This is a genomic window from Mesorhizobium vachelliae (assembly GCF_033977325.1).
GTDB classification, from domain to species: Bacteria; Pseudomonadota; Alphaproteobacteria; order Rhizobiales; family Rhizobiaceae; genus Mesorhizobium; species Mesorhizobium vachelliae.
The window spans coordinates 1-25,392 of sequence record NZ_JAVIIR010000004.1 but is presented as its reverse complement, the minus strand read 5'-3'; the positions used below and the strand labels follow the sequence as shown (position 1 = coordinate 25,392).

At 63.2% G+C, this 25,392-nt stretch carries 31 protein-coding genes; 21 read left to right on the top strand and 10 right to left on the bottom strand.

The features are described 5' to 3' along the window. The first annotated feature begins 191 nt into the window (after positions 1 to 191). Positions 192 to 449, top strand: coding sequence for a PepSY domain-containing protein (locus tag RFM41_RS10290; protein WP_320245142.1), 258 nt, complete (start codon positions 192 to 194; stop codon positions 447 to 449). Between the two features lie 183 nt (positions 450 to 632). Here the strand turns inward: RFM41_RS10290 and RFM41_RS10285 are convergent, their stop codons facing one another. Beyond that, entirely contained in the window at positions 633 to 2,516 is a 1,884-nt protein-coding gene (locus tag RFM41_RS10285; protein ID WP_320245141.1) for a L,D-transpeptidase family protein, read from the bottom strand. Positions 2,517 to 2,927: 411 nt separating this feature from the next. Between RFM41_RS10285 and RFM41_RS10280 the strand changes: the two genes are divergently transcribed. Next, positions 2,928 to 3,329: a rhodanese-like domain-containing protein gene (locus RFM41_RS10280; protein WP_140805842.1), complete on the top strand. Its 402-nt coding sequence runs from the start codon at positions 2,928 to 2,930 to the stop codon at positions 3,327 to 3,329. A gap of 8 nt (positions 3,330 to 3,337) precedes the next feature. On the opposite strand, the gene RFM41_RS10275 is transcribed toward RFM41_RS10280, so the two are convergent. Further along, complete coding sequence (locus tag RFM41_RS10275) at positions 3,338 to 4,246, bottom strand: alpha/beta hydrolase (RefSeq protein ID WP_320245140.1); 909 nt, start codon at positions 4,244 to 4,246, stop codon at positions 3,338 to 3,340. Positions 4,247 to 4,293: 47 nt separating this feature from the next. Here RFM41_RS10275 and RFM41_RS10270 point away from each other — a divergent pair, with 47 nt between their 5' ends. After that, positions 4,294 to 4,746: a MarR family winged helix-turn-helix transcriptional regulator gene (locus tag RFM41_RS10270; protein WP_320245139.1), complete on the top strand. Its 453-nt coding sequence runs from the start codon at positions 4,294 to 4,296 to the stop codon at positions 4,744 to 4,746. Positions 4,747 to 4,758: 12 nt separating this feature from the next. On the opposite strand, the gene RFM41_RS10265 is transcribed toward RFM41_RS10270, so the two are convergent. After that, on the bottom strand, positions 4,759 to 5,370 hold the full coding sequence (locus RFM41_RS10265; RefSeq protein WP_320245138.1) for a pyridoxamine 5'-phosphate oxidase family protein: 612 nt from the start codon (positions 5,368 to 5,370) through the stop codon (positions 4,759 to 4,761). Between the two features lie 94 nt (positions 5,371 to 5,464). After that, positions 5,465 to 5,818 carry a gamma-butyrobetaine hydroxylase family protein gene (locus RFM41_RS10260; protein WP_040982795.1) on the bottom strand — a complete coding sequence of 118 codons (354 nt, stop codon included), beginning with the start codon at positions 5,816 to 5,818 and terminating at the stop codon, positions 5,465 to 5,467. Positions 5,819 to 6,015: 197 nt separating this feature from the next. On the opposite strand from RFM41_RS10260, the gene moaA reads away from it, so the two are divergent. From moaA to RFM41_RS10195, 13 genes are all read left to right on the top strand, one after another. Then, positions 6,016 to 7,011, top strand: a complete 996-nt coding sequence (moaA, locus tag RFM41_RS10255; protein WP_320245137.1) for a GTP 3',8-cyclase MoaA — start codon at positions 6,016 to 6,018, stop codon at positions 7,009 to 7,011. Between the two features lie 52 nt (positions 7,012 to 7,063). Beyond that, positions 7,064 to 7,570 carry a hypothetical protein gene (locus tag RFM41_RS10250; protein WP_320245136.1) on the top strand — a complete coding sequence of 169 codons (507 nt, stop codon included), beginning with the start codon at positions 7,064 to 7,066 and terminating at the stop codon, positions 7,568 to 7,570. A gap of 87 nt (positions 7,571 to 7,657) precedes the next feature. Further along, positions 7,658 to 8,014 carry a hypothetical protein gene (locus RFM41_RS10245; RefSeq protein ID WP_320245135.1) on the top strand — a complete coding sequence of 119 codons (357 nt, stop codon included), beginning with the start codon at positions 7,658 to 7,660 and terminating at the stop codon, positions 8,012 to 8,014. 124 nt (positions 8,015 to 8,138) lie between these two features. Beyond that, positions 8,139 to 9,059 (top strand): DMT family transporter, encoded by a 921-nt coding sequence (locus RFM41_RS10240; RefSeq protein WP_320245134.1) that lies wholly within the window; start codon positions 8,139 to 8,141, stop codon positions 9,057 to 9,059. A 4-nt stretch (positions 9,060 to 9,063) separates the two neighbouring features. After that, positions 9,064 to 9,696, top strand: a complete 633-nt coding sequence (gene mobA / locus RFM41_RS10235; protein ID WP_320245133.1) for a molybdenum cofactor guanylyltransferase MobA — start codon at positions 9,064 to 9,066, stop codon at positions 9,694 to 9,696. Continuing rightward, positions 9,693 to 10,208: a molybdopterin-guanine dinucleotide biosynthesis protein B gene (gene mobB, locus RFM41_RS10230; RefSeq protein WP_320245132.1), complete on the top strand. Its 516-nt coding sequence runs from the start codon at positions 9,693 to 9,695 to the stop codon at positions 10,206 to 10,208. Before mobA ends, mobB begins: the two co-directional genes overlap by 4 nt. A 151-nt stretch (positions 10,209 to 10,359) precedes the next feature. Next, positions 10,360 to 11,145: an ABC transporter substrate-binding protein gene (locus RFM41_RS10225; RefSeq protein WP_320245131.1), complete on the top strand. Its 786-nt coding sequence runs from the start codon at positions 10,360 to 10,362 to the stop codon at positions 11,143 to 11,145. 78 nt (positions 11,146 to 11,223) lie between these two features. Next, positions 11,224 to 11,940 carry an ABC transporter permease gene (locus tag RFM41_RS10220; protein WP_320245130.1) on the top strand — a complete coding sequence of 239 codons (717 nt, stop codon included), beginning with the start codon at positions 11,224 to 11,226 and terminating at the stop codon, positions 11,938 to 11,940. Further along, complete coding sequence (locus RFM41_RS10215) at positions 11,937 to 12,761, top strand: ABC transporter permease (protein ID WP_320245129.1); 825 nt, start codon at positions 11,937 to 11,939, stop codon at positions 12,759 to 12,761. The genes RFM41_RS10220 and RFM41_RS10215 overlap by 4 nt, the downstream gene beginning before the upstream one ends. A gap of 179 nt (positions 12,762 to 12,940) precedes the next feature. Continuing rightward, positions 12,941 to 13,810, top strand: a complete 870-nt coding sequence (locus RFM41_RS10210; protein WP_320245128.1) for an NAD(P)-dependent oxidoreductase — start codon at positions 12,941 to 12,943, stop codon at positions 13,808 to 13,810. Between the two features lie 5 nt (positions 13,811 to 13,815). After that, a complete protein-coding gene (locus RFM41_RS10205; RefSeq protein WP_320245127.1) occupies positions 13,816 to 14,520 on the top strand; it encodes a DNA alkylation repair protein in 705 nt (234 codons plus the stop codon). Continuing rightward, on the top strand, positions 14,480 to 15,007 hold the full coding sequence (locus RFM41_RS10200; protein WP_320245126.1) for a GNAT family N-acetyltransferase: 528 nt from the start codon (positions 14,480 to 14,482) through the stop codon (positions 15,005 to 15,007). The genes RFM41_RS10205 and RFM41_RS10200 overlap by 41 nt, the downstream gene beginning before the upstream one ends. A gap of 113 nt (positions 15,008 to 15,120) precedes the next feature. Further along, complete coding sequence (locus RFM41_RS10195; RefSeq protein ID WP_320245125.1) at positions 15,121 to 15,690, top strand: DUF3299 domain-containing protein; 570 nt, start codon at positions 15,121 to 15,123, stop codon at positions 15,688 to 15,690. A gap of 21 nt (positions 15,691 to 15,711) precedes the next feature. Here RFM41_RS10195 and RFM41_RS10190 read toward each other — a convergent pair whose 3' ends face one another. From RFM41_RS10190 to RFM41_RS10175, 4 genes are all read right to left on the bottom strand, one after another. Then, positions 15,712 to 16,203 carry an Lrp/AsnC family transcriptional regulator gene (locus RFM41_RS10190; RefSeq protein WP_006205209.1) on the bottom strand — a complete coding sequence of 164 codons (492 nt, stop codon included), beginning with the start codon at positions 16,201 to 16,203 and terminating at the stop codon, positions 15,712 to 15,714. A gap of 107 nt (positions 16,204 to 16,310) precedes the next feature. Continuing rightward, positions 16,311 to 16,928: a uracil-DNA glycosylase family protein gene (locus RFM41_RS10185; RefSeq protein WP_320245124.1), complete on the bottom strand. Its 618-nt coding sequence runs from the start codon at positions 16,926 to 16,928 to the stop codon at positions 16,311 to 16,313. A 30-nt stretch (positions 16,929 to 16,958) separates the two neighbouring features. Continuing rightward, entirely contained in the window at positions 16,959 to 17,570 is a 612-nt protein-coding gene (locus RFM41_RS10180) for a glutathione S-transferase (RefSeq protein WP_320245123.1), read from the bottom strand. A 47-nt stretch (positions 17,571 to 17,617) separates the two neighbouring features. Continuing rightward, entirely contained in the window at positions 17,618 to 18,241 is a 624-nt protein-coding gene (locus RFM41_RS10175; RefSeq protein WP_320245122.1) for a thermonuclease family protein, read from the bottom strand. 76 nt (positions 18,242 to 18,317) lie between these two features. Here RFM41_RS10175 and RFM41_RS10170 point away from each other — a divergent pair, with 76 nt between their 5' ends. Then, positions 18,318 to 19,844 carry a sensor histidine kinase gene (locus tag RFM41_RS10170; RefSeq protein WP_320245121.1) on the top strand — a complete coding sequence of 509 codons (1,527 nt, stop codon included), beginning with the start codon at positions 18,318 to 18,320 and terminating at the stop codon, positions 19,842 to 19,844. A 121-nt stretch (positions 19,845 to 19,965) separates the two neighbouring features. Here the strand turns inward: RFM41_RS10170 and RFM41_RS10165 are convergent, their stop codons facing one another. Continuing rightward, a complete protein-coding gene (locus RFM41_RS10165; protein ID WP_320245120.1) occupies positions 19,966 to 20,958 on the bottom strand; it encodes a nicotinate-nucleotide--dimethylbenzimidazole phosphoribosyltransferase in 993 nt (330 codons plus the stop codon). Positions 20,959 to 21,123: 165 nt separating this feature from the next. Between RFM41_RS10165 and RFM41_RS10160 the strand changes: the two genes are divergently transcribed. Beyond that, entirely contained in the window at positions 21,124 to 21,354 is a 231-nt protein-coding gene (locus RFM41_RS10160) for a DUF1289 domain-containing protein (RefSeq protein ID WP_320245119.1), read from the top strand. A gap of 10 nt (positions 21,355 to 21,364) precedes the next feature. Beyond that, the gene (locus RFM41_RS10155; RefSeq protein WP_320245118.1) at positions 21,365 to 22,069 is read left to right on the top strand and encodes a TIGR02281 family clan AA aspartic protease; all 705 of its coding nucleotides are present in this window, start codon (positions 21,365 to 21,367) and stop codon (positions 22,067 to 22,069) included. 86 nt (positions 22,070 to 22,155) lie between these two features. Here the strand turns inward: RFM41_RS10155 and dusA are convergent, their stop codons facing one another. After that, the gene (dusA, locus tag RFM41_RS10150; RefSeq protein WP_320245117.1) at positions 22,156 to 23,142 is read right to left on the bottom strand and encodes a tRNA dihydrouridine(20/20a) synthase DusA; all 987 of its coding nucleotides are present in this window, start codon (positions 23,140 to 23,142) and stop codon (positions 22,156 to 22,158) included. 535 nt (positions 23,143 to 23,677) lie between these two features. Here dusA and RFM41_RS10145 point away from each other — a divergent pair. Both RFM41_RS10145 and RFM41_RS10140 read left to right on the top strand, forming a co-directional pair. Then, positions 23,678 to 23,980: a hypothetical protein gene (locus RFM41_RS10145; RefSeq protein ID WP_320245116.1), complete on the top strand. Its 303-nt coding sequence runs from the start codon at positions 23,678 to 23,680 to the stop codon at positions 23,978 to 23,980. A gap of 15 nt (positions 23,981 to 23,995) precedes the next feature. Beyond that, positions 23,996 to 25,392: hypothetical protein (locus RFM41_RS10140; RefSeq protein ID WP_430708734.1), on the top strand; the 1,397-nt coding region annotated here is incomplete at its 3' end.

The following is a 25,392-nucleotide window of genomic DNA, read 5'->3' as shown; positions in this document are numbered from 1 at the left end:
GGATCACGCCTCTACCCTTTGAAATTAAATGATCTTTCGTGCCAAACGATGCTGAATTGGCTAGTGGCGGACATGGATTGGCCGCATCGAGGCAAACACTTGGAGAAGCGTTATTCTTACGCAGCGGAACCAACCTGCCCGCGTGCGAGTTTCTGACCGCACCTATGCCAACACGAGATTTGAGGGCTCTCATGCGCACTGTTGTATTGGCAACCGGTATCGCGGCCTTCCTTGCCGGCGGACCGGCCTTCGCGGCAGACGACAAGGCACTGCCGCCGCAAAATGCCAAGAAACTCTCGGAGATCGTCGCCAAGGTCGAGCAGCGCACCGACTTCCGGTATGTGAAGGAGGTCGATTGGGATAGCGACGGCTACACCATCACCTACTACACCACGGATAAGGCCAAGGTCCAAATCACCTACGATCCCGTCACTGGCGAACCCAAATAGGGTGCCTCGACGTTCCGCCAGGCACATAAGCCCTGGTGGCCGGCCTGGTCTATTGGCTGATCGCCGGGCGCGACGCCGGCTTCCGCCGGCCGTTGATCAAAGCAATTCCAGGAAGAGTGTGAAGCTGTCAGGCTCGGCGGCTTCGCCGTAGCCTCCGTCCGGAATTGCTTGAGAGTGAAAAGCTCAGCTTGACGGCGCGCGCACCGCTTCGGTCGCGTCCAGCGCCTGCATCAGCTTGGAATCGCGATCATAGACGTCGTCGAAATACTCGACCTTGCCGGACATGTCCGGCCATGCCGTGAAATAGGCGACATAGACCGGGATGACGCGCGTGACATTCTCGGTTGAATGGCCATGCTTCAGTTTCTCGGCGATGTCGTCGACGGTCGTCCCGAGCACGGCGGCGGCCATGCCGCGCGGATCCTGCAACCGGACGCAGCCATGGCTGAGCGCGCGCATGTCGCGCGCGAAGAACGACTTCTGCGGCGTGTCATGCATGTAGATGGCATGCTTGTTGGGGAAGAGAATCTTCAATTCGCCCAAGGCGTTGGCCTCGCTCGGCTGCTGGCGCACGCTGAACGGAATGTTGGCGCCATAGGCGCCCCAATCGACCGCCGCAGACGGGATGTGCTTGCCGCGCGAATCCGTCACCTCATAGCCGGCTCGGTCGAGATAGCCCGGATCGCTGCGCAGCCTTGGCAGCATCTCATTGACGATGATCGACTGCGGCACGCCCCAATAGGGGTGGAAGTCGACCTGCTTGATCTGGTTGTAGAAGAAGGCGGTCTGGTTGGTGACCCGGCCGATGACCGCGCGGGTCTTCAGCTTCTCCTCGCCATTGTCGATATAGCTGGCGGTGAAGGCGGGCTGGTTGATGAAGACGCGCGGGCTGCCGAGATCCGACGGCATCCAGCGTAGCTCTTCGAGCGCCACCTTGACCTTCTCGATCTTGTCGGCCTTGGATGCGCCGGCCAGCGAAGCCACGGTGCGCGGGCCGATGACGCCGTCGCCCTTCATGCCGGCGCGCTGCTGCACGGCCTTGATCACCGGCACCAGCTCAGGATCGTAGAGCTCACTCTTGCCCAGCCTGGCGAGGACCTCGCCATAGTTGCCGCCCATCTCGTCGTCGAGGTTGCGGGAAATAAGCGTCAGCAACTTCGGAAGTTCCGGGCTGCTTTCGCCGGGCTTGAGCAGGAGCTTGGGGTCGACGACGATCTCGTTTTCCTCGCTCGCCTCAAGCGCTTCCAATTCGACGCGCAGCGCCTGGTACTCGGCATTCTGCGGGTGGCGCGATTCGAGATAGGTGCGAACCTCCTGGGTATGCGCCACCGTCTTCAGCGCACCTTCCAGATCGAAGGGCTTGGCCGGAAAATCGTAGTAACCGGTCATCCGGTTGGGGTCGACACGGCCACCCTGGGCGTCATGGGCATAGCGCAGCACGCGCGCCGACAGCGCCATCTCGAAGCGTACCAGTTCCTTGGTCCGCTCTTCCGGTGTGGCGGAGCCGGCGGCAGCTGGAACATCGACGGAGTAGTCGGCCGGCGTCAGACCGTAACTCGCCGCCTCGCCCAGCACGCGCACCGCATCCTGCGCCCTGCTGTTGGGAGCGTTGTCGCTCACCCAGATGAAATCCGGATTGGCAGAGTAATAGGCAATCAGCGCCTTGGCGATGTCGGGCTCGGCGAACAGCTCGTAGTCGCTCAAGCCGGCAACGGCATCGCGGAACGCAGTGCTCGTCACAGACGGCACGAAGGCGGCGTCCTGCGCCGTTGCGGGCGGCGTCGCAGGTACCAGCGACTTGAAGTCGATGCGCACGAGCTTGTCGGCCCGGTAAGTGTTGTAGGTCGGGCTGCTGATTCGGGCGCTACCGCCACCCTCTCCGGGCGTTGCCGGCCGTATCTTACGTGGCCTGGGCGGCGGTGGAAATTCGCCTTGCGGATTGTGCCGGATGCCGCCGCCGAACAGCATGTCGAACAGCCCCTGCGCGCTTGCCGGCTGCTGCCCGAGGGCAAGCGTCGCCGCGATCGCGATCGGCAGGACGGCTTTTTTGTTCCCAAGGATTTTCATGCTTCACCCGCACCGGTTGAAACCGGTTCCCGTTCCGCGCCGCTGGACGGTCCCGCCCTCCGCATGGCGGATGTATGACGTGACTATACCGATTCATACTGATTTCGTTAAGCTTCCATAAATTTCCGGAGCCGTGTTGCAGAACAGTTTCACATCATCGTGAGACCCGAAGCAGCGATTTGCCCCGGGCCGCACGCGCTCAACAAGGCACCGGAAACAATCAGTCGTTGACGTCTGGAACGGGCCGTGGCTGAAGGCGAACTGCCCACCGACTTCGGTTGCCAGGCCGCGGCCACCTTCTTCGCCACCCTACAGCATGACATGTCCATTCAGGCGCAACGCCCGTGACAAACGCCAGGCTTTGTGATCGAAATTTCAGCGGCCGCAGCAACGTGGTCGGGAGGATTTGCTGTGAAGAAAGGGTATCGCCAGCTTCTCGACGAGGCGAATGCCGAAATCGAGGTCGTGTCGCCGGAGGAGGCAGCGGGGCTGCTGGAGGACGATGACACCATCTTCGTCGACCTGCGTGACCCTCGCGAGGTCGAGCGCGACGGCAAGATTCCCGGCGCCAGGCATGTGACGCGCGGCATGCTGGAATTCTGGATCGATCCCGAAAGCCCGTATCACAAGCCGTTCTTCGCCAGCGGCAAGACCTTCGTCTTCTTCTGCGCCGGCGGCTGGCGTTCGGCGCTCGCCACCAAGACGGCGCAGGACATGGGCCTGACGCCGGTCAAGCACATCCTCGGCGGCTACACCGCCTGGAAAGCGGCCGGCCTGCCCGTAGAGCCGGGGCAGAAAAAGAAGGCGGACTGATAGGCTGATTAGTGCCGGGTCGATTCGCGCTGGTCAGTCACGAAACCGACCGCGCGCGCTACGACATCCCTGTCGGCGAGGATACGGCGGTGGCCGAGCCCGTCGGCCCAGTGCAGATGGACATGGTCGCCGGCGCCCGCATAGCGCTTCGCATGGTCGGCATGGACTTCGCGATCGTCCGGCGCGTGGATGATCAGCGTCGGCACCGGCGCCTCCGCAAGCTGGCGATCGCCGGTGAATTCGCTGAGCGGCCGTCCGGACAGGTGTTTCACCCGGTCCGCCATGGCGACGCGCGAGCGCGGTCCGACATTCATCATGTCGCTGAAATCGTCGAAGATCGCAGGCAAGGAGCTCGGCGCGGCAATCAGCACCAGCTTTTGCGCCTTGAGCGGCGGCATGCTCTTGACCGATGCCGCGACGGCATTGGCGGCGATCGCGCCGCCAAAGGAGTGGCCAACGACGGCGGCAAAGGGACCGAACCATTCGCCTGTGACACGCACCGCCTCCACCGCATTCACCATGTTGAGATGGCGGCCGAGCGAATGGCCATGCCCGGGCAGGTCGAGCGACACGACCTTGTAGCCGGCGCCGTGAAACCCTTCGATCAAGGCGCGCATATATTCGGTGCGCGAGCGCCAGCCATGGATGACGAGCACGGTGCCGCGCGGCTCCCTGCCCGGCTCAGGGCGGAATTCGTGCACGGCGACGCAATCCGTCCTGGTCTTCAGCCGGTGATGGCGCGCCTCGGCCATGAAGGCTGAGGCGCGTTCGACGGCCCGGCGTTCGCCATCGCTCAAGGTCTTGACGCTTGGTGTGCGGCAAAACAATTCGAATGCGGCGCGGCCGCTAAGACGCGGTGCAACATGCTCGGCCGCGCCGAAAACGCCCCGGATGACCTTCATTCCAAATGATGCCATATTGGCAGTCCATCCATTCGTTCAAGCATGAACATAATAGTTCAAACATGAACATTAAGCAAGAGCTACCCTGGGACAATCCTCGCTTTCGCAACTGGGTTGCGGTGGCGCGCGCCTGCCATGTGCTGGAGCGCACGCTGGCGATGAAGCTCGTTCCGCTCGACCTCAAGCCGGCGCAGCTCGACGTGCTGATGAACCTCTACCGCCACCCCGGGATGTCGCAGCACGACCTCGCCCGCAAGCTGCTGGTCGGCCGCTCCAACGTCACCATGCTATTGCCCCAGCTCGAGACGCGCGGGCTGGTACGGCGCGAGGGCGACGAGAAGGACAAGCGCGTGCTGCGCCTGAACCTCACCGAGGAGGGCGAAGCTCTGCTGATGAAGGCGCTGAAGGTTCACATGGCGCTGATCGAGAAGGCGATGAGCCAGTCGACCCCGGAACAGTGCGACATGATCGGCGAGCAGATGCGCAAGATCGCCGACGTGCTGAAGGAAGCCTGAGCCGGCTTCCAATCACCACATGGTCTTCTTGGCGCGCTCCGGCCACTCCTGGTCGTACTTCTCGCCGTCGATGTTCTTGCGGCTGGTGACCTCGAGGATCTGGCCGGGCGTCGGCAGCGACTTCGGGTCGACATGCCTGGCCGGATTCCACAGTTCCGAGCGCACAATGGCGCGGGCGCACTGGAAATAGACCGTGTCGACATCGATGACGGTGACCGAGCGCGCCGGCTTACCGTCGACCGTGAAGGACGCGCAAAGCCCGGCATCGGTCGTGATATGAGCGCGGCCGTTGACGCGCAGCGTGGTGCCCGAGCCCGGCACCAGGAAGAGCAGCCCGACGCGCGGATCGCGAATGATGTTCTTCAGCGAATCGGCGCGGTTGTTGCCACGCCTGTCCGGCATCATCAGCGTCTTGTCATCGACGATGCGCACGAAGCCCGCGAGATCGCCGCGCGGCGAGCAGTCGAGCCCCTCCGGTCCGCTGGTCGCCAGCGCCACGAAGGGCGAGGCCCCGATGAAGGCGGCATATTCGGGAATCACATGGTCGAGTTCCTTGACGACCGAGGCCTCGCCCGGCAGCCCATAAAGGGCCTCGAGTTGCTCGACGGATGTGATACGCGACATCTTTTTTCGCCTCCTGACCTTTTGCCGGCGCTACTCCAGGTCCATGACGTCTTTACGACAGCCGGCTGCCGAAATTGGGTTGCCACGCGCTAGGCTAGCGATCCCGGCTCAGCCCCTTCTCAGCCAGCTCGGCAAGATAGGCGTTCCAGCGCTCGTCCTTTTCGTGGCCGAGCGTATGCAGATAGTTCCAGGTGAAGATGCCGGTGTCGTGGAAATCGTCGAAGGTGATGCGCACAGCATAATTGCCGACCGGCTCGATCTTGAGGATCGCGACATTGCGTTTGCCCGGAACCGTCACCCGCTGCTCCGGCGAGTGGCCCTGCACTTCCGCCGACGGCGACGCCACACGCAGGAACTCCGCCGGCAATTCGAACGGTTGGTGGCCGGGGAAGGTCACGGTCAAGAGCTTGCGGTCCTTCGAGACCCTGAGTTCCTTAGGCGCGGTCATGACTGGTCCTGTCTGGGTTGTGCCCTTCCCTACGCCGCTTCGCGCGATCCGAAAAGGATCATTAGGAAGCAGCCGACACCCGATGTCGGTTGGAGAATGTTACCAAAGATCAAGACCTTCTATCTTGAATGCGGCATTGGATCGTATCACATAGCTGTATATAACGACGCCGCTGAGGCCACGGGAAACGCTTGCCAATGGACATGATCGACCCCTTCGGTCGCACGATCAGCTACCTGCGCGTATCGGTCACCGACCGCTGCGATTTCCGCTGCACCTATTGCATGGCCGAGGATATGACCTTCCTGCCCAAGAAGGATCTGCTGTCACTCGAGGAGCTTGACCGGCTCTGCAGCGTTTTCATCGAAAAAGGCGTGAAGAAGCTGCGGTTGACCGGCGGCGAGCCGCTGGTGCGCAAGAACATCATGCATCTGGTGCGCCAGCTGTCGCGGCATCTGCAAAGCGGCGCGCTGGAAGAGCTGACGCTCACCACCAACGGCTCGCAGCTTTCGCGCTTCGCCGCTGAGCTCGCCGACTGCGGCGTCAAGCGCATCAACGTCTCGCTCGACACGCTCGATGCCGGCAAATTCCACCAGATCACGCGCTGGGGCAATCTCGGCAAGGTGATGGAAGGCATCGACGCCGCGCAGAAGGCCGGGCTGAAGATCAAGCTCAATGCGGTTGCCTTGCGCGATTTCAACGACGCCGAGATCCCCGAGCTGATGCGCTGGGCGCACGGCCGCGGCATGGACCTCACCCTCATCGAGACCATGCCGATGGGCGAGATCGAGGCCGACCGCACCGACCAGTATCTGCCGCTGTCGCTGCTGCGCGCCTCGCTGGAGCGCCAATTCACGCTCGCCGACATTCCTTACAAGACCGGCGGTCCCGCCCGCTATGTCCACGTCGCCGAGACCGGCGGCCGGCTCGGTTTCATCACGCCGATGACGCATAATTTCTGCGAAAGCTGCAACCGCGTGCGGCTGACCTGCACCGGCACGCTCTATATGTGCCTCGGCCAGGAAGATGCGGCCGATCTGAGGGCGCCGCTGCGCGCCTCCGAAGGCAACGAGCTGCTCGGCGAGGCGATCGACGAGGCCATCGGCCGCAAGCCCAAGGGCCATGATTTCATCATCGACCGCCGCACCAGCCGTCCTTCGGTATCGCGGCATATGAGCGTCACCGGCGGCTGATTTTTTCCACGATTTGGTGCAGGATCACCTCGGTCATCGACCAGGGGGTATCATGCAGAATCTTCGTCGCATCGGCTCGTTTTCCGCGCTTCTGTTCTTGTCGACGAACTTGACGACAACGGCGCTGGCCAAGCCGTTCACCTATGTCAATGCGCGCTTCGGCACGGTGTGCGCTTTTCCGGACCAGATCTTCACCGAGCGTATGCCCGAGCCCGAAAATGGCGACGGCCTGGAATGGCACAGCACCGACGGCGCCAGCGTGGCCTGTTACGGCAGCTACAATGCGCTCGGCGACACGCCCAAGAGCCTCGTCGAGAACGAAAAGTCGAGCCCAGAGTCCGGCGAAAAGATCACCTACAGCAAGGCCGGCAAGAACTGGGCGGTGCTGTCGGGCACGAAGGGTGACAAGATCTTTTATCGGCGAAGCGTGTTCGGCAAGGAGGACGCGATCCACAGCGTCTTCATCGAGTACCCCGCGGCGCTCAAGGCAAAATACGACCCGCTGGTCGGCGCCATCGCCGCCAGCCTGCACGAGGCGTCCGGGCCACACTCGAAATAAACCATCTACACGGCCTTCCGGCCGATTTACCGCCAACCTTTTCCAGCCTAGCTTCCGGGTGCGATTTTCGCTCTAGGGGGAGTGCACATGCGCACATTCTTGCTTTCACTTGCAATGCTTGGGATTGCTTCCGTGTCGGCCGCTGCTCAGTCGATCGGCGGCACCTACACCGTCGCCGGTACCAATTTTGACGGCTCGAAATATGGCGGCGAGGCGACCATCACGCTGACCAGTGACACGACCTGTACGATCCACTGGGAAACCGGCGGCTCGACCTCGGACGGCATCTGCATGCGCAACGACAATGCGTTTTCCGCCGGCTACGCGATGGGCAAGGAGATCGGTCTCGTCGTCTACAAGATCGAGAAGGACGGTTCCTTGCACGGACTGTGGACCATAGCCGGCCAGAACGGCAACGGCACCGAAGTGCTAACGCCGAAGTAAGTCTTCCAAACCTCGACAAATCGATCAGATGGGTCACGCAGAAATTCGTGGCCCATTTCTTTTGGCGTTGCTGTTTCCAGCGACCTGCTACAGGTTCGATCCAAAATAGAATCCGGAAACGCCTTTGCCTCTCTCGCCAAACCTGCGCGGCGCGCTGTTCATGATCGTGGCCATGGTCGGCTTCACCTTGAACGATGCCATCACCAAATTCTCTTCCGAATCGATGAACATGGCGCAGGTCATGCTGGTGCGCGGCGCCTTCGCGTCCCTCTTCATCGGCCTGCTCGCCTGGCGGCGCGGCACGCTGGCCAATCCGGCCGCCATGCTGCAGCCGATGGTGGCCATGCGCGTCGCCGGCGAAGCCGGCGCCACGGTGTCGTTCCTGATCGCGCTCGCGCATCTGCCGATCGGCAATGTCTCGGCCGTCATGCAGGCGCTGCCGCTGGCGGTGACCATGGGCGCGGCCCTGGTGTTCGGCGAAGGCGTCGGCTGGCGACGCTGGACCGCCATTGCCGCAGGCTTCGTCGGCGTGCTGATCATCGTGCGGCCGGGGTTCGAAGGGTTCAGCGTCTATTCGCTGGTGGCATTGGCCAGCGTCGCCTGCTGCGCGGTGCGCGACCTCTCCACCAGGCGCATCCCCGAGGCGATCCCGACCCTGCTGGTGTCGACGGCGACCGCGCTTGCCATGACCGTGCTGGGCGCGCTGCTTTTGTCGCCGATGGGTGGCTGGACGCCGATGAGCGGCCGGGCGACCGCGCTTCTGGCGCTGGCGGCGGTGCTGGTGCTCATCGGCTATCAGTTCATCATCATGGCGATGCGGTCGGGCGACATCTCCTTCATCGCGCCCTTTCGCTACACCGCCCTGCTCTGGTCGATCCTGCTCGGCCTCGTCATTTTCGGCGATGTCCCCGACCTCCCCATGATCGTCGGCGCCGGCATCATCATCGGCTCGGGCCTCTATGCGCTCTACCGCGAGCGCGTCGTCGGCAGGCAGCAACCTGCCGCTGAAAGCGCTGGACCCGACATGGCGCCGGACGGCATATAGGCCGATGGACCGAAATGTTGCGGGGATCATTCTGGCGGGAGGCCAGGCGCGCCGGATGGGCGGTGGCGACAAGCCGCTGCTTTCATTGGGTAAAGCCAGGCTGATCGATCATGTCGCCCAACGATTGAAGCCGCAGGTCGCGACCCTGGGGCTCAACGCGAACGGCGATCCGGCGCGATTTGCCGCCCTGGACCTGCCAGTGCTCGAGGATAAGGTGCCGGGCCATGCTGGGCCGCTGGCGGGCATTCTCGCCGGCCTCGAATGGGCGGCGAGCCAAACGAGCTGCCGGTGGTTGGTGAGCGCCGCCGGCGACACGCCGTTCTTCCCCGACGACCTTGTCGAGCACCTAGTGGCGGCGGTTCACGACCGCCCAGGCGCGATCGCCATTGCCAGTTCGGACGGCAGATGGCACCCGACCTTCGCGCTCTGGCCGCTCGGCCTGCGCGACGCCTTGCGCCGTTTCCTGGTCGACGAGGACAACCGGCGGGTTTCGGCCTTCATGGAGCGCCATGGCCATGTCGAGGTCGAGTTCCCCATGATCGCGGCCGGCAACCAAAAGATCGACCCGTTCTTCAACGTCAACACACCGGATGACCTTGCGGCGGCGGAGCGTCTGTTGCAAAGCCTCAGGCCATGAGACGCGTATTCGGCATCACCGGCTGGAAGAACTCCGGCAAGACGACCCTGACGGAAAAGCTGGTCGCCGAGCTGGTGGCGCGCGGCTGGACGGTTTCGACGGTGAAACACGCCCACCATGACTTCGACATCGACAAGCCGGGCACCGACAGCTTCCGCCATCGGCAGGCGGGCGCCACCGAGGTCGCGATCGTTTCCGGCCGTCGCTGGGCGCTGATGCACGAATTGCGGGGCGAGGACGAACCGACGCTGGACGAGATACTGGCGCGCCTGGCGCCCTCGGATATCGTGCTGGTCGAAGGCTACAAGCGCGAAGCGCACAAGAAGATCGAGGCAAGGCGGCTCGAGGCCAAGGATCGGACGCCGCTTTCGGCCAACGATCCCAACATCGTCGCTGTGGCCGCAGACTTTACAGTCGAAGGCGAACACCTGCCGGTTTTCGACCTCGACGACACCAAATCGATAGCCGACTTTGTCGAGCGCAGCACAGGTCTCGTGGCTCAAACCAAGTAACGCAGCGGCACATCGTGATTGTCGTTTGCCGTTGATTTGCAGTTGCTTTTTTCTTGGAAAGAGTGGGAGTATCCGCCCCAGCGGGCGGTAAAGAAGCTCCGCCCACAAGAGCCGCACGGGACAGCGGCCATGACAATATGAGAGGATTATCATGCGTATTGCACTGCGTATCGCGCTTGCCGCTTCGGCCGCGCTGCTGACACTTGGCGTCGCCCAGGCTCAGGAAAAGACCCTGAGGATCGGCACCGAAGGCGCGTACCCGCCCTTCAACAACCTGACCTCGGACGGCCAACTGGTCGGCTTCGACATCGATATCGCCAAAGCTCTCTGCGATGAGATGAAGGTGAAATGCACCTTCGTCGCGCAGGATTGGGACGGCATCATCCCGGCGCTCCAGGCCGGCAAGTTCGACGCGATCGTCGCCTCGATGTCGATCACGCCCGAGCGCGCCCAGAAGGTCGACTTCACCCATAAATACTACAACACCCCGTCGGCCATCGCCGTGCCGAAGGATTCGCCGCTCAAGGGCGTGACCAAGGAAGACCTCGCCGGCAAGAACATCGGCGTCGCCACCACGACCACGCACTACAACTACGCTTCCAAGACCTACACGGACAGCACCATCAAGGGCTATCCGAGCAGCCCCGAGGAACAGGCCGACCTCGCCAATGGCCGTCTCGACGCCATCGAGGACGACATCGTCGTGCTGCAGCAATGGCTGGATTCGCCGGACGGCGCCTGCTGCAAGATCCTCGGCCAGCCCTCGCCGCAGCCGGTCGAGATCTTCGGACCGGGCGCCGGCATTGCCGTGCGCAAGGGCGAGACCGACCTCGTCAACAAGCTGAACAACGCGATCGACGCCATCCGCAAGAACGGAAAGTACAAGGAAATCAACGACAAGTACTTCAAGTTCGACGTCTACGGCGCCGAATCCTGATAAGTTAGCCAAGGGCGGTGAGGCACCCCTCGCCGCCCTTCTCTCCTTCCGGGATCGCCACGGAGACACGACCCGTCAATGCCGGCCCAAAGCATTTGGACACTTCTCAGCTGGGGACCGGACGGCTGGAGTGACGACATTGCGTCTGGCGTTCTGGTCACCATTGCATTGGCACTCGCCACATTGCCGATCGGCCTGGTGATCGGCTTCTTCGTCGCCTTCGCCAAGCAGCATGAAGAGCCATCGCTGCGCCTGGCCGGCAACATCTACACCACGGTCTTCCGCGGCCTGCCGGAACTGGTGACGCTGTTCCTGTTCTTCTTCGGCATGCCGCTTCTGTTGCAGCATGTCGTGCGGCTGTTCAATCCGGACGCCACGATCGACGTCAACAGCTTCGTCGCCGGCATGATCGTGCTGGCGCTGATCTTTTCCTCCTATGCCAGCGAGGTCTTCCTTTCCGCGTTCCGCGCCATTCCGAAAGGCCAATATGAGGGCGGCTACGCCATTGGCCTGTCGAAATGGCAGACAATGCGGCTGGTCGTCCTGCCGCAGCTGATACGCATCGCCTTTCCGGGCCTGGAGAATTGCTGGCTGAGCCTGCTCAAGGACACGTCCCTGGTCTCGGTGGTCAATCTCGCGGAGACCCTGCGCCAGGCCGGTGTCGCGGCGCGCGTCACCAAGCATTCCTTCCTCTTCTACAGCGTTGCGGCGCTGGTCTTCCTGCTGCTGGCCGTGCTGTCGTCGATCGCCACGGGCTACATCCTGCGCCACCTCGGGCGGAGGGAAGCGCGATGAGCGTCAGCCAGGCTATCGCCATCGACAAGCCGCCGCCACAAGCACGCGGCTGGCCCCGAGCCCGCATCCTAGGCTACGCGCTGGTGGGCATCTGGATTCTTTTCGGCCTCGGCATCGTCGCCTACCTGGTCTATGCCTGGAACGCCGAATTCTTCGCCAAATACGCTCCGGCCTATCTTCAAGGCTTGGGAACCACTCTGTCGCTGGTGGCGATCTCGATGGTGACCGGCGCAATCCTCTCGCTGCCGGTCGCCTATGGCCGCATGTCGAAGAACTGGTTCCTGTCCGGGCTTGCCTATTGCTACGTCTATTTCTTCCGCGGCACGCCGCTGCTCGTGCAGACCTACCTGGTCTATTACGGCATCGGCTCGTTCCGGCCCGAGCTTGAAACGGTCGGGCTGTGGTGGTTCTTCCGCGAGGCCTTCTATTGCGGCGTCTTCGCCTTCTCGCTCAACACCGCCGCCTACCAGGCGGAAATCCTGCGCGGTGCCATCGAAAGCGTGCCGCGCGGTCAATGGGAAGGTGCCGCCTCGCTCGGCCTGCACAAATTGCAGACGCTGCGCAAAGTGGTCCTGCCGCAGGCGATCATCGTCGCGCTCAGGCCTTACGGCAACGAACTCATCCTGATGATCAAGGCATCCGCGATCGTCGCCATCATCACCGTCTACGACCTGATGGGCAACGCCAAGCTCGCTTACGCGAAATCCTTCGACATCCAGGCCTATATCTGGGTGGCGATCGTCTATCTGGTGATGGTCGAGATCCTGCGCCACGGCGTCGAATGGATCGAGCGCCGGATCACCGTCCATCTGCATCGATAATGCATGTCGCCTAAAGTGCGCAGCGGTTTTGGGGGAAACGACTTGCATAAAACAAAGACTTAGATCGCCGAGCCCCGGCCGCCTGCACCAGTCGATGCGGCGCCGCGTGCCTTGACGAATTTTTCGCATAGCCTAGACCTTCCGCCACTGAAATCTCTGTTTTGTTGGAAGGCAAGCTTATGGCATCGGTTGCATTTCTCGGTCTTGGCGTCATGGGCTATCCGATGGCCGGGCACCTTAGGAACAAGGGCGGGCATGACGTCACCGTCTATAACCGCACCAAGGCAAAGGCCGAGCAGTGGGTGGCCCAGCATGGCGGTAAGCTGGCGCTGACGCCGGCCGAAGCAGCCGCGGGCAAGGACTTCGTCTTCTCCTGCGTCGGCAATGACGATGATTTGCGCTCGGTCACCACAGGTGCCAACGGCGCCTTCGCCGCAATGAAGAAAGGTTCCATCTTCATCGACAACACCACCGCCTCGGCCGAGGTCGCGCGCGAGCTTGACGAAGCCGCGCGCAAGGGGGGCTTCTCCTTCCTCGACGCGCCGGTGTCCGGCGGCCAGGCCGGCGCCGAGAACGGCGTGCTGACCGTCATGGCAGGCGGCGAACAAGCCGCCTTCGACAAGGCGAGGCCTGTCATCGACGCCTATGCCCGCATGGTCGGGCTGATGGGTCCGGCGGGCGCAGGCCAATTGACGAAAATGATCAACCAGATCGCCATCGCCGGCCTCGTCCAGGGGCTCGCCGAAGGCATCCATTTCGGCAAGAAGGCCGGGCTCGACATCGAAAAGGTCATCGAGGTGATCTCCAAGGGCGCGGCCGGCTCCTGGCAGATGGAAAACCGCCACAAGACTATGAATGCCGGCAAATATGATTTCGGCTTTGCCGTCGACTGGATGCGCAAGGATCTCGGCATCTGCCTAGCGGAGGCCAACCGCAACGGCGCCAAGTTGCCGGTGACGGCGTTGATCGACCAGTTCTACAAGGATGTGCAGGACATGGGCGGCAAGCGCTGGGACACGTCTTCGCTGCTTGCCCGCCTGGAAAAATAGGGACGATGCGCCTGCCCGATCCGAGCTGGAGCGCCGACGACATCGTCGCTCACTTGCGCGCGATCGGCACCGAGGCGAACCGGGCGGGCATGGCACGCTTCGGCATCAACACGGCGAGCGCGCTCGGCGTCGGCAATTCCAAATTGCGGCCGCTGGCGCGCATGTTGAAGAGGAACCACGAGCGATCGCTTCTGCTGTGGGACAGCGGTGTGAGGGAAGCGCGGCTGATGGCCGCCTTCACTGGCGAGCCGAAGAAGGTCGACATCGCTCAATGCCGGCGCTGGGCCGCCGATTTCGACAGCTGGGAGATCGTCGACACCGTTGCCGACCTCTTTGCCGAAACGCCGTTCTGGCGCGAATTGATCGGCGAGTTCGCCGAGGACGACCGCGAATTCGTCCGCCGCACCGCCTTTGCCATGCTGGCCTGGAGCGCGGTGCATCTCAAGAAGGAACCGGACGCGACCTTCCTTGCCTATCTGCCGCTGATCGAGAGACATGCCGGGGACCCGCGCAATTTCGTCCGCAAGGCGGTCAATTGGGCGCTGCGGCAGATCGGCAAGCGGTCGCTGAGCCTGCACGCCCCTGCGCTGGCGCTGGCGGAAAAGCTGGCGGCATCGTCGGACAGGACGGCGCGCTGGATCGGCAAGGATGCGGTGAAGGAACTGACGGATGCCAGACAGCTCGCAAGGCTCGCAGCCGCAAAAACCTGACCTTTCCGGCGTCCGCTTTGTCGAGGTGACGCCAGAGACACGTGGCCGTTTCGAGACGTTGTTCGAGCAGCCCGGCGCACCGAAATACTGCTGGTGCATGGCCTGGCGCCATTCCAGCCGCGAGCACACCCAGAACGACGAGAAAAAGCGCATGATGACGGCGCTGATCGAGCAAGGCACACCGGTCGGCATTGTCGCCGAACTCGACGGCAGACCGGTCGGCTGGTGCTCGGTCGCGCCGCGCGAGACCTACCGGAAACTGTCGAAGCAACAGGACGACAGCGAGACCGGCATATGGTCGATCGTCTGCTTCTATGTGCCGAGGGCTTTGCGTGGTGGCGGGCTGGCGTCCGCTTTGCTCGACGCCGCGATCGAACACGCCTTCTCCAAAGGCGCGTGTCATCGAAGCCTATCCCGTCGACGAGGCGGCACCCAGCTACCGCTTCATGGGATTTCGCGACATGTTCGACGCGCGAGGCTTCCATGAGACCGGAACCGCCGGCACGCGCCGGCATGTGATGCGGCTGAATCGATGAGCGCGAATCGGTCACGCCGCTTTTACTCGATTCCGCAAATCCACTGGCGGAAGATGGAGCAACCATGAACAAGCGTTTCAAATCATGCGCGCTGGCCGCCATGCTGCTGCTTGCTGCCTCTGGAGCCGATGCCGCGGCCGATGTCGCGCATATCTTCTGGAAGGATCTGCGCCCCGCGACGCAGGCCGTCGCCGAGGACGCGAGCCTGCCGATGATCGCTGCAAAACTGCCCGACCATGGCGAGACCTTGTCGCTAAATCTGCAGGATAAGACGATACAATTAGCCGGCTACGCTTTGCCGGTCGACCGCGAGGGTGACCTCGTCTACCAGTTCCTGCTGGTGCCGTGGACCGGCGCCTGCAGCCATATGCCGACGCCGCCACCCAACCAGATCGTGCTGGTGACGCCCGCGCATCCCTACAAGATGAAAGAGGCCTATGAACCGGTCGCGGTCACCGGCGTGCTGAAGCCCGGCATGGAGAAGAGCCAGCTTTTCATCCTCGACGGCGTCTCGATCGTCCAGTCGGGCTATACGGTGCGCAGGGCCGAGGTGGCGAGCGTCGACAGCGTGCCGGACACGGTCACGCTGCCGGTCAACTCGCCGTGGAATTTCCTCAACAAGAAGAAGAACTAAGGCTGATCGGCGTAACCAGGGTCACGCCGCGTTCGCGCCCGATTCCTTGTCCAGCACCATGTAGTCGAGCGGTATCTCGGTCGTGTACTTGATCTGCTCCATGGCGAAGGACGACGAGACGTCGCGGATCTCGATCTTGGCGATCAGCCGCTTGTAGAAAGCGTCATAGGCGGCGATGTCGGGAACCACCACGCGCAGCAGGTAATCGACGTCGCCGCTCATGCGGTAGAACTCGACCACCTCCGGGAATTCCTGGATCACCTCCGAGAAGCGCCGCAGCCATTCATGGCTGTGCGAATTGGTGCGGATCGACACGAAGACGGTGACGCGCACATTGACCTTCTCGTGGTCGAGGATGGCGACGCGCCGCTTGATGACGCCCTCCTCCTCGAGCTTCTGGATGCGCCGCCAGCACGGCGTGGTCGACAAGCCGACTTTCTTGGCGACATCGGCGACCGCGAGCGTCGCGTCCTCCTGCAGGAGGCGGAGAATTTTTCTGTCGAGGCGATCCATGGGAAGCTCCAGGGGAATAGTTTGGCTATAATCCCCTTTATCGGAGCCTTTCACAAGAAAGAAATTCTGCCGATGGCGGCAAAAGCGAGTGATTTCTTGCAGGATGCCTAATCGATGCGATAGCGGATTTCCGATCTCAGGAAGGGCAGCAAATCCATTTCAAACCAGGGATTCTTCTTCAGCCAGCCGGTGTTTCGCCAGGATGGATGCGGCAGCGGCAGCACTTTCGGCATGGCCGGTCCATCCCACATGGCGCGCCAGTTCCTGACCGTCTCGGTCAGCGACGGCAGGCGCGTCGTCCCCATATGCCATGCCTGCGCATAACCGCCGATGGTGAGCACAAGGTCGATCCGGGGCATCAGCGCCATGAGGTCCTGGCGCCAGGCCGGCGCGCATTCGCGACGCGGCGGCAGGTCGCCGCCCTTTGCGTCCTGGCCGGGAAAGCAAAAGCCCATCGGCACGATGGCGAATTTTTCGGTGTCGTAGAACTCATCGCTGCTCACGCCGAGCCAGTTTCGCAGCCGGTCTCCCGAAGCGTCGGTGAACGGCATGCCCGACACATGCACCTTGGTGCCCGGCGCCTGGCCGGCAAGCAGGATCCGCGCCGTGGAGGACGGCTGCAGCACCGGCCGCGGCTCATGCGGCAAAGGCCTGCCGCGCGGTTCCTCGACGCAGATGCGGCAGGCCCGCACCCTTTCGGTGAGGCGCTCCAGCGCTTCGCTCATGTCAATCGGACTATCCACAATCGCTATCGCTCAGGCTGCCGCGCTCGGCCGGCTCGTAAGTGCTGCATACCAGCGCAGCACGTTGGTGCATTCCTCCGGCACCTTGATGCGGGCCGGCTTCATGAAATCGATGGCGATCATGCCGGTGATGTCGGCGACCGAATAGGTATCGCCGGCGGCAAACTCGCGTTCCGCCAGTTCATTGTCGAGCAGATGCAGGAATTCGATCGCCTTCGGCTTGTTGGCCTCGCCCCATTCCGGGATTTGCGGCACCTCCCATTCCTTCATCGCCGGATGAATGTGCCGGAACGCGGCGGCGACGCTGACCATGAGGTTCAGTTCCAGGCGTCTTTGCCACATCTCGACCAAGGCCTTCCCAAGCGCGCCTCTGCCGAACAGCGCGGGCTCGGGATGCAACTCCTCGAAATAGCGGCAAATCGCGATCGATTCGGTGATGATGGTGCCGTCATCGAGCTCGAGCACCGGCAGGCGTCGCAGCGGATTGCGCTGCGCCACCTGCTCGCCGCGATGCTCCAGCGCGCCCATGTCGACAGACACCAGCGGCACCGTCAGCCCCTTCTCGGCAAGGAAGACACGCACGCGCCGGGGGTTGGGCGCCCGGCCGCCGTCGAACAGCTTCATTCCATCCTCCAGCTTCTCCACCGGATCATAGGACGCGGGCCCGCCCATCACCAGAAGCGAACAAATTCGCGCAACACATCGCCGAACGAAGCGAGCATGCCGTGCTTCCTCTCGACCGGTGCGTCATGATGGCTGTCGCGCCATTGCTGCGGCTCCTCGAAAGTGCCCGCCCAGATGCCGGCCTTGGCCGCCCTCGCCACAGCTTCCTCGGTTTCGAAGTCACCGAAAGCAACCGCCCATCCGGCCTGCACCTGGGCCCTGTTCAGGTCGGTGTCGCCGGCCCTGCAATCGCCGAGCAGCCGGCCGTAGCGGTCGCGCTGCCAGCCGCTGCAGGAAACGGGCCTGCCGGCGATCAGGCGCACCAGCGCCTGCCGCGCCAGCTTGCCGCAGGGATAGTCGGCGCCGGCTTTCTGGCAGGTCTGCTGGTACTCCGGAGCGTCGATGCCGCGCATCCGGATGCGCTCGGTCCCGAGCGTGATCGAATCCCCGTCATTGATGATCGCCGTGCCTTGCTCCTTGCGCGTCTCGAAGCGGTCGAGGCGCGCCGCCACCAGGATGAGCAGCCCGAGCAAGAGGAAGGCCAGTCCGTAGTCCAGCAACTTGCGCCAGAGGCTTCGCGGCGAACGTCCCGCGTAACGTCGGCGCGGTCCTCGCGGCCCGAAACGGCTCATATGGCAAACAGTCTCTTAATCATTCGAACGTAGCTTAACGAACTGATAGTCGCTGCGCGCAGAAATTGAAGTCTGTATGCCTTTGCAACGCTCGAACACAGCGGATAAATTTATTGTGGACCGCCGTAAACCGCACCGCAACAGCGATGTGGCGCGCGCGGTGCGCAAGACGCGCGACCGGCTTTCGCAGCAGGCGGGCAGCCTCGACTTCGATCGTGAGCTGCTGAAGCTGCATGCGCGCGCAATGGTGGTCAGCGCAGTCGCGATCCCTCTGCTCGTGCTCGCCGTGGCGGCCGTCGGCCGGCTGGCGGGCATGGACAGCCAGATCACCATCTGGGCCTTGTCGACGCTGCTTTGCTACACGATCGTCGCTTTCATGGCGCGTCGCGTGGAGCGGACCGAAGCAGCCGAGCTCGACCCGGCACCGACGCGCCGCGACTTCCTGATCGGCCATTTCCTGTGCGGCCTTGGTTGGGCATGGTTCGCCTGGATCGGTTGCGACACATGCCAGATCGACCAGTTCCATGTGGCCAAGGCCATGGTGATCCTGGTCGCCATGGCGATGACGGCGGTCTTGGCCTCCTCGCTTGGTGGCGCGCTGTTCGCGACCTTCGCCATCCCCGTTGCCGTTTATGTCTACACCATCATGCGCTTATGGACGCCGATCGAGGCCACTATGGCGGCGTTGCTCATCGCGGCGCTTCCGTTCTTCGGTTACGTCGCGCGCCATCTCAACCGGGCCTCGCTGATGCTGCTCTCCTTCCGCTCGGAGAAGGACGCGCTGATTGCCGAGGTGGAGACGGCGAAATCGATGTCGGACGAGGCAAGGCGGCGCGCCGAGGACGCCAATCTGGCGAAATCGCGTTTTCTCGCCTCGATGAGCCATGAGCTCAGGACGCCGCTCAACGCCATTCTTGGCTTCTCCGAAGTGATGGCCAATGAAGTGCTGGGTCCGATGAACAATCCGACCTATCGCGACTATGCCCATGACGTGCACGAGTCCGGACAGCACCTGCTCGACCTGATCAATGAGATCCTCGACCTGTCTCGCATCGAGGCCGGCCGCTACCAGCTCAACGAGGAGCCGGTCGTGCTGGTGACCATCGTTGAAGACTGCTGCCATATGATGGAGCTGCGCGCCCGCAACAAGGACATCCGCATCATCCAGGAGTTCGAGGAGACCTTGCCGCGCCTCTTCGCCGACGAGCGCGCCGTCAGGCAGATCACGCTCAACCTTCTGTCCAATTCGATCAAGTTCACCCCGTCGGGCGGCGAGGTGCGCGTGCGCGTGGGCTGGACCGCCGGCGGCGGCCAGTACATTTCGGTCAAGGACAATGGCCCCGGCATACCGGAGGAGGAAATCCCGGTGGTGCTTTCCGCTTTCGGCCAGGGCTCGATCGCCATCAAGAGCGCCGAACAGGGAACCGGCCTCGGCCTGCCGATCGTGCAGGGGCTGCTTGCCATGCATGGTGGCGAGTTCGAGCTTCATTCCAAGCTGCGTGAGGGCACCGAGGCGATCGCCATCTTCCCGTTGAGCCGGGTGATGGAGGAATTGCCGGCCTTGCCGACCAGGACTGTCGCGGCGACGCGTGGACGCCGCTAAAGCGGCTTTTGGAACCTTTAAAGCGGGTCGCGATCTTTCAGATTCGCTTCCTGCGCTTTGGGTTCTTGATTCTACGCATGTCTTTCTCCCGAAACCGGTTCCCACTTTCGGGAGACATGCTTTAACGGCGGACAGCCACCGCCATCCCGGAACTGGTCAACGCCGCGGCCTTGACGATCCCGGCGGCCAGAGCCGCCCCTACCCCTTCGCCATGGCTGATGCCGAAATCGAGCAGCGGCCGCAATCCGAGCCTTTCGGTCGCCTTGGCGTGGCCGGGCTCCGGCGACAAGCTGGCAAGCAGGCAGTGATCGAGCGAGCCTGGATTGGCTGCATGCAACACTGCGGCCGCCGCCGTCGCCACGAACCCGTCGAGCAGCACGGGGATCTTCTCCATGCGCGCCGCGAGAATGGCGCCGCAGATCGCCGCGAACTCGCGTCCGCCGACCCGGCGCAAGGCCTCGAGCGGATCGCTCAGATCCGGGCCATGGAATGCCAGAGCCCGATCGACGACCTCGGCCTTGCGCGCGATCATCATTGCATCGGCGCCCGCCCCCGAACCGACCCAGTCGGCCCCCTCGCCGCCGAACAGCGCGGCGCAAAGCGCGGCGGCGATCGTGGAATTGCCGACGCCGAGATCGCCAAGACATAGGAGGTCGGCGCCGCCCGCGACCGCCTCCATACCGAAGGCCATGGTCGCGGCGCAGCCGCGTTCATCGAGCGCGGCCTCCTCGGTGATGTCGCCCGTGGGGATATCCAAGGCGAGGTCGAAGACTTTCAGGCCGAGATCGTTGGCGATGCAGACCTGGTTGATCGCAGCACCCCCGGCGGCGCAGAGCTCGACCTCGTTGGCGGTCGCCGCCACCGGCCGCGGCGAAATGCCGTGCCTGACGGCGCCGTGATTGCCGGCGAAGATCGCCATCAGCGGCCGGTTGATCGCCGGCGGGGCGCGCCCGCTCCAGGCGGCAATCCAGGCGGCGATGTCCTCTACGCGCCCAAGCGATTCTTTGGGCTTGTCCGCCTTGGCAAACAGCGCGCGGACACGGGCGCCCGCCGCGTCATCGGCAGGCGGCAACGCCGCCAGGAGGCTTCGGAAATCGTCGAAAGGCTTAGGCATTTATGTCGGTCGCGGTTCGTTGTGGAAATCGCAAGCGGCATAGCCGCCTTCTCCAGCCGGCACAACCGCCTGACGATGCCGCGAACGCGTTGCCTTGCGGCGCAATGCGGAGGGCTTGCATTGCTCCGGCGGTTGCACCATGTGGAATAAAGCCAAGAGAACAGCATGACCGCCATCGAATCCCCCTGCATCCTGGTATGTTCGATCGATATGAAAACCGGCTTCTGCTTCGGCTGCGGCCGCACGCGCGACGAGATTTCCGGCTGGCTGACGATGACCCCTGAGGTTCGCCGATCAGTCATGTCCGAACTGCCGGCGCGGCTCGAAACGGTGGAGCGGCGGCCGCGCCGCGAGACCCGGCGTACCCGCATGGCGCGCGAGCGCGGCCTTTTGTGAGAAGAAACCGATGAATCGGCTGTTCTGGATCGTCATGGCGGTGATCGGCGTCGGGCTGGCGCTGCTCATGCTCAACAATTCCGCCGGCCACACCTTCGGCATGAACAACAATGATTTCGGCCGGCTGATCTGGGTCGGCGTGCTGGTGATGGTGATCGGCGCGAGCCTGCTCCGCTCGGGCCGGCCGCTGGGCGACATGGCGCGCAACATCGGCGTCTGGGCCGCATTGATCCTCGTGCTGATCGCCGGCTACCAGTATCGCTACGAGTTGCAGGACGTCGCGAGCCGCGTGACCGCCGGCCTTGTCCCCGGCAGCCCGCTCGCGCTCGGCGTCGACAATGGCCGCGCCACCGTGACGCTCGACAAGGCCGGCAACGGGCATTTCGAGGCGCGAATCCTGGTCAACGGCACGCCGGTGCGGACGGTGGTCGATACCGGCGCTACCAGCACGGTGCTGACGGCGGAAGACGCCCAGGCGGCCGGCTTCAACCCGGCGGCGCTCAGCTACACCGTCGATGTCTCGACCGCCAACGGTATGGCGCGCGCCGCCACCGTCACAACCAACGAGTTGGCGATCGGCGGCATCGTGCGCAAGGGCATGCCGGTCATGGTCGCGGCGCCCGGCATGCTCGAGCAAAGCCTGCTCGGCATGAACTTCATCAGTTCGCTATCGGGTTTCGACGTGCGCGGCGACCGGATGATCCTGCGGGACTGATGCATGTCGCCCAGAAGTGCGTAGCGGTTCTGGGACCACGTCATGCATAAGGAAAAGGTTAAAGCGCAACGCGCTTTAACCGAAGGTCAGGCTGCCTCGGCTTCCGCGGCTGTGAAATCAACCGCCGCGAACGCTATCTTCAACACCTCCGCCCCGGCGCCGGGTTTGTTGGCGTCGGTGGAAAGGATCTGCCGGAAGCGGCGCGCGCCCGGCAGGCCGTGGAACAATCCGACCATGTGGCGGGTAATGTGGCCGAGCCGCCCGCCCTGTTCGATATGGCGCGCGGCATAGCCGGCCATGGCATCGATCAATGCCGCGTAGTCGAAGGCGGCTGCCGCCTCGCCATAGAAGGCTGCATCGACGCCGGTGAGGATGCCGGGCGTATGATAGGCCGCGCGGCCGAGCATCGCGCCGTCGACATGGCAAAGATGCGCCGACGCCTCGGCCAGCGACTGGATGCCGCCGTTGATGCCGATGAATTCATCCGGCTTTCTCGCCTTCAGCCGGTAGACGCGCGGATAGTCGAGCGGCGGGATGTCGCGGTTCTCCTTGGGGCTCAGCCCCTCCAGCCAGGCCTTGCGGGCGTGCACCCAGAGCGCGTCGGCGCCTGCGGCGAGCACGCCGTCGGCCAGCGTGTCGAGAGCAGGCTCCGGATCCTGATCGTCGACGCCGATGCGGCATTTGACCGTGACGGGGATTTTCACCGAAGCCTTCATGGTCGCGACACACTCGACGACGAGAGGCGGCGTCTTCATCAGGCAGGCGCCGAACGTACCTGACTGGACGCGGTCGGACGGGCAGCCGACATTGAGGTTGACCTCGCCATAGCCGAAGGCTTCGCCGATCCGCGCGGCCTCGGCGAGCTTTGCGGGATCCGATCCGCCAAGCTGCAATGCAACCGGGTGCTCGACAGCGTCGAAACCGAGTAGCCGCTCGCGCGCGCCATGGATGACCGCGTCCGCCACCACCATCTCTGTGTAAAGCAGCGCGCGGCGCGTCAGCTGACGGTGGAAGAACCGGCAATGCCTGTCCGTCCAATCCATCATAGGTGCCACGGCGATCGTTGTTTTCATGGGCCTATTTCATCGCTGCCGCAGGTGTCACAGTCAAATCCTTTAGCGCGTTCTACCGTATTGTCTTTTATTTTCAAATACTTCGAATGGTAAGGGACAAAGGTCCCTGGGTGAGTGAGACCATTTTCCTCCGCACACTTTTTGTTAAAAAGCAATAGTCCGATTTGAAATTTCCACAAATAAGCGTAAAGTTTTTGGTGCTCATTTGTGAGCGGGAGGCGTACAGGCAGTCAATGCCTGTTGTAGAGGGGCGGGGTTGAGTATGCCCTCATTGTCGATCCGTGGTGCCCGCCGTTGGTGGGTCACCGATGCGCGCAGGACGCATCCGCCGAGAAATGCCTGACGGGGCATGGAGCGGAGGGACAGCGGCGGCTCCTCCCAACACCCTCTACCCCCTGAGTTAATCCAGAACTCCAGTTTCCTTTAACGATGGCGCGCAGCGCCGGCTTCCGCCGGTGGATGAGCGCCCATGCGGCCGGTTGCCGGCGTTGGGGCCGATTTAGCGCCTGCCGCATCGAAACCTGGGAGAGTCTCGATGGCGCTCGACATCCTGACCCATGACATCACGGCCGACGAGCCCGCCGGCCTCACGAACGACCATGCTGATCCGTCCGTTGCGCCGGACAGCGCCAATGCCACGCCGCAATGTCACCCAGATCACGACGCTCCGGGCGTGCTGACCTCACCGCAGGTCGCCCTCCGGACAAGGCTTGGTGCAGGCCATGGCAAGCGCGTGGAAGCCCATCACCGCGATCGCGGCCCATTCACTTGGATGGGGTCGGCGATCATCAGAAATCAAGACTGCGAAACAGGAACGCCGCGGCGCATTCGCCGCTGAGCAGGGAGCTACATCATGTCACTTACCATCACCGGCAACGTCATTGAGGACGAAAACCTAGGATTGACATCCCTTGCCTCGGACACCGACGCCTCTGATCCCGACGACAACGTAACGTTATCCACCTTTCAAAGCAGCATTACCACGGCGTCCTCGCTCGGCGCCGAGCTGAAGACCCTGGGCATTTATCCAGACACGACGACGAACGGCCCCAATGGCACGACGCAGGCGATCGGTATTTCAGAGGACGCGATCGTCAGCACGACCGACCAGAATTTGCAGTTCACAACCAGCAGCGGCGGGGCGCTGAACGGCGTCGACACCGGCTTCAAGGCGATCGACGGCAGCGAGATCTTCCTCTACTCCGATCCGAGTAATCCCGACATCGTGCTCGGTCGCGAGCTGAACAGCACGGGCACGGTCGCCTTCGCGCTGCTGCTGCAGCCAACGAGCGGCGGCGCGACGATCTGGGTCGTGCAGTACGAGGCACTCACCAACACGAAGCCGGCCCTGGGGGAGGACGCGAACACCCTCGATCTCCACAACCTCGTCTATGTCAGCGGATCGTCCAGTTCCACCCAGTCCTTCAATATCGGCACCAAGCAACCCGGGCAGAACTACTGGCTGCCGTTCACCAGCAGCGACGGAAAATCCACCGTCCTCGTGACCGGGCTCGACTCCAGCACGGCCAACCCCGACACGGTCAATACCAGCTCGGTCGGCGACGGCAGCGATAGCCAGGCGGTTACACCCGGCGGAGCACTGCGCTTCGATTTCGTGTCGACCTTCTCCGGCGGCTCCACCAAGGACAAGACCTTCCTCACCGACGGCACGCTCAAGAGCCTCGCCTATATCGAAGGCACGGGCGCGAGCTTCGACATCAGCCAGGTGACCCCGACGGGCAAGAGCGTCAACGTCAAGATCATCGCCCAGAACGAGTCCAGCACCACCTTCGGCAGCACGCAGACAAGCATTTCCACGAGCACCGTGGCGCTGGGCGACATCCAAGTCTTCAGCGGGACGACCCTGATCGCGGATTCGGCGCGGACCACCGGCAACAACGGCATAACCTTCGGCGGCACCACGAGCGCTCCCGACGGCACTGTCAACGGCCTCACAGCAGGCGAGAAGATTCAATTCACCTCCCTGAATGGCGCGCAGTTCGACCAGTTCGTGGTCGAGAACATCATGCCTCCGGGCAACACGCCCGGCTTCGACATTCTCAACGTCACGGAAATTCAGACGCTGACGAACACCGACCATACGGAAGTCGGCTCGCACATCATCTTCGAGGACAGCGTGCCGACGGCGGCCGACAACCCGCAGACGGCGATCGTGGACGAGGACGCGCTGGTCAGCGCGGCGAGCGAGGCCGGATCCTACAACGCGACTGCCACAGGTTCGGTGACCGG

Excerpts from the sequence above, each read along its gene's own strand:
- RFM41_RS10215 (WP_320245129.1), top strand. The coding sequence starts at position 11,937 with ATGAGCGTCAGCCAGGCTATCGCCATCGACAAGCCGCCGCCACAAGCA.
- RFM41_RS10200 (WP_320245126.1), top strand. The coding sequence starts at position 14,480 with ATGCCAGACAGCTCGCAAGGCTCGCAGCCGCAAAAACCTGACCTTTCC.
- RFM41_RS10190 (WP_006205209.1), bottom strand. The coding sequence starts at position 16,203 with ATGGATCGCCTCGACAGAAAAATTCTCCGCCTCCTGCAGGAGGACGCG.
- RFM41_RS10265 (WP_320245138.1), bottom strand. The coding sequence starts at position 5,370 with ATGTCGCGTATCACATCCGTCGAGCAACTCGAGGCCCTTTATGGGCTG.
- RFM41_RS10250 (WP_320245136.1), top strand. The coding sequence starts at position 7,064 with ATGCAGAATCTTCGTCGCATCGGCTCGTTTTCCGCGCTTCTGTTCTTG.
- RFM41_RS10165 (WP_320245120.1), bottom strand. The coding sequence starts at position 20,958 with ATGCCTAAGCCTTTCGACGATTTCCGAAGCCTCCTGGCGGCGTTGCCG.
- RFM41_RS10275 (WP_320245140.1), bottom strand. The coding sequence starts at position 4,246 with ATGGCATCATTTGGAATGAAGGTCATCCGGGGCGTTTTCGGCGCGGCC.
- RFM41_RS10270 (WP_320245139.1), top strand. The coding sequence starts at position 4,294 with ATGAACATTAAGCAAGAGCTACCCTGGGACAATCCTCGCTTTCGCAAC.
- RFM41_RS10145 (WP_320245116.1), top strand. The coding sequence starts at position 23,678 with ATGGCGCTCGACATCCTGACCCATGACATCACGGCCGACGAGCCCGCC.
- RFM41_RS10180 (WP_320245123.1), bottom strand. The coding sequence starts at position 17,570 with ATGAAGCTGTTCGACGGCGGCCGGGCGCCCAACCCCCGGCGCGTGCGT.
- RFM41_RS10245 (WP_320245135.1), top strand. The coding sequence starts at position 7,658 with ATGCGCACATTCTTGCTTTCACTTGCAATGCTTGGGATTGCTTCCGTG.
- mobB (WP_320245132.1), top strand. The coding sequence starts at position 9,693 with ATGAGACGCGTATTCGGCATCACCGGCTGGAAGAACTCCGGCAAGACG.
- RFM41_RS10175 (WP_320245122.1), bottom strand. The coding sequence starts at position 18,241 with ATGAGCCGTTTCGGGCCGCGAGGACCGCGCCGACGTTACGCGGGACGT.
- RFM41_RS10160 (WP_320245119.1), top strand. The coding sequence starts at position 21,124 with ATGACCGCCATCGAATCCCCCTGCATCCTGGTATGTTCGATCGATATG.
- RFM41_RS10185 (WP_320245124.1), bottom strand. The coding sequence starts at position 16,928 with ATGAGCGAAGCGCTGGAGCGCCTCACCGAAAGGGTGCGGGCCTGCCGC.
- moaA (WP_320245137.1), top strand. The coding sequence starts at position 6,016 with ATGGACATGATCGACCCCTTCGGTCGCACGATCAGCTACCTGCGCGTA.
- RFM41_RS10155 (WP_320245118.1), top strand. The coding sequence starts at position 21,365 with ATGAATCGGCTGTTCTGGATCGTCATGGCGGTGATCGGCGTCGGGCTG.
- dusA (WP_320245117.1), bottom strand. The coding sequence starts at position 23,142 with ATGAAAACAACGATCGCCGTGGCACCTATGATGGATTGGACGGACAGG.
- RFM41_RS10220 (WP_320245130.1), top strand. The coding sequence starts at position 11,224 with ATGCCGGCCCAAAGCATTTGGACACTTCTCAGCTGGGGACCGGACGGC.
- RFM41_RS10205 (WP_320245127.1), top strand. The coding sequence starts at position 13,816 with ATGCGCCTGCCCGATCCGAGCTGGAGCGCCGACGACATCGTCGCTCAC.
- RFM41_RS10170 (WP_320245121.1), top strand. The coding sequence starts at position 18,318 with ATGCCTTTGCAACGCTCGAACACAGCGGATAAATTTATTGTGGACCGC.
- mobA (WP_320245133.1), top strand. The coding sequence starts at position 9,064 with ATGGACCGAAATGTTGCGGGGATCATTCTGGCGGGAGGCCAGGCGCGC.
- RFM41_RS10260 (WP_040982795.1), bottom strand. The coding sequence starts at position 5,818 with ATGACCGCGCCTAAGGAACTCAGGGTCTCGAAGGACCGCAAGCTCTTG.
- RFM41_RS10195 (WP_320245125.1), top strand. The coding sequence starts at position 15,121 with ATGAACAAGCGTTTCAAATCATGCGCGCTGGCCGCCATGCTGCTGCTT.
- RFM41_RS10210 (WP_320245128.1), top strand. The coding sequence starts at position 12,941 with ATGGCATCGGTTGCATTTCTCGGTCTTGGCGTCATGGGCTATCCGATG.
- RFM41_RS10225 (WP_320245131.1), top strand. The coding sequence starts at position 10,360 with ATGCGTATTGCACTGCGTATCGCGCTTGCCGCTTCGGCCGCGCTGCTG.
- RFM41_RS10285 (WP_320245141.1), bottom strand. The coding sequence starts at position 2,516 with ATGAAAATCCTTGGGAACAAAAAAGCCGTCCTGCCGATCGCGATCGCG.
- RFM41_RS10290 (WP_320245142.1), top strand. The coding sequence starts at position 192 with ATGCGCACTGTTGTATTGGCAACCGGTATCGCGGCCTTCCTTGCCGGC.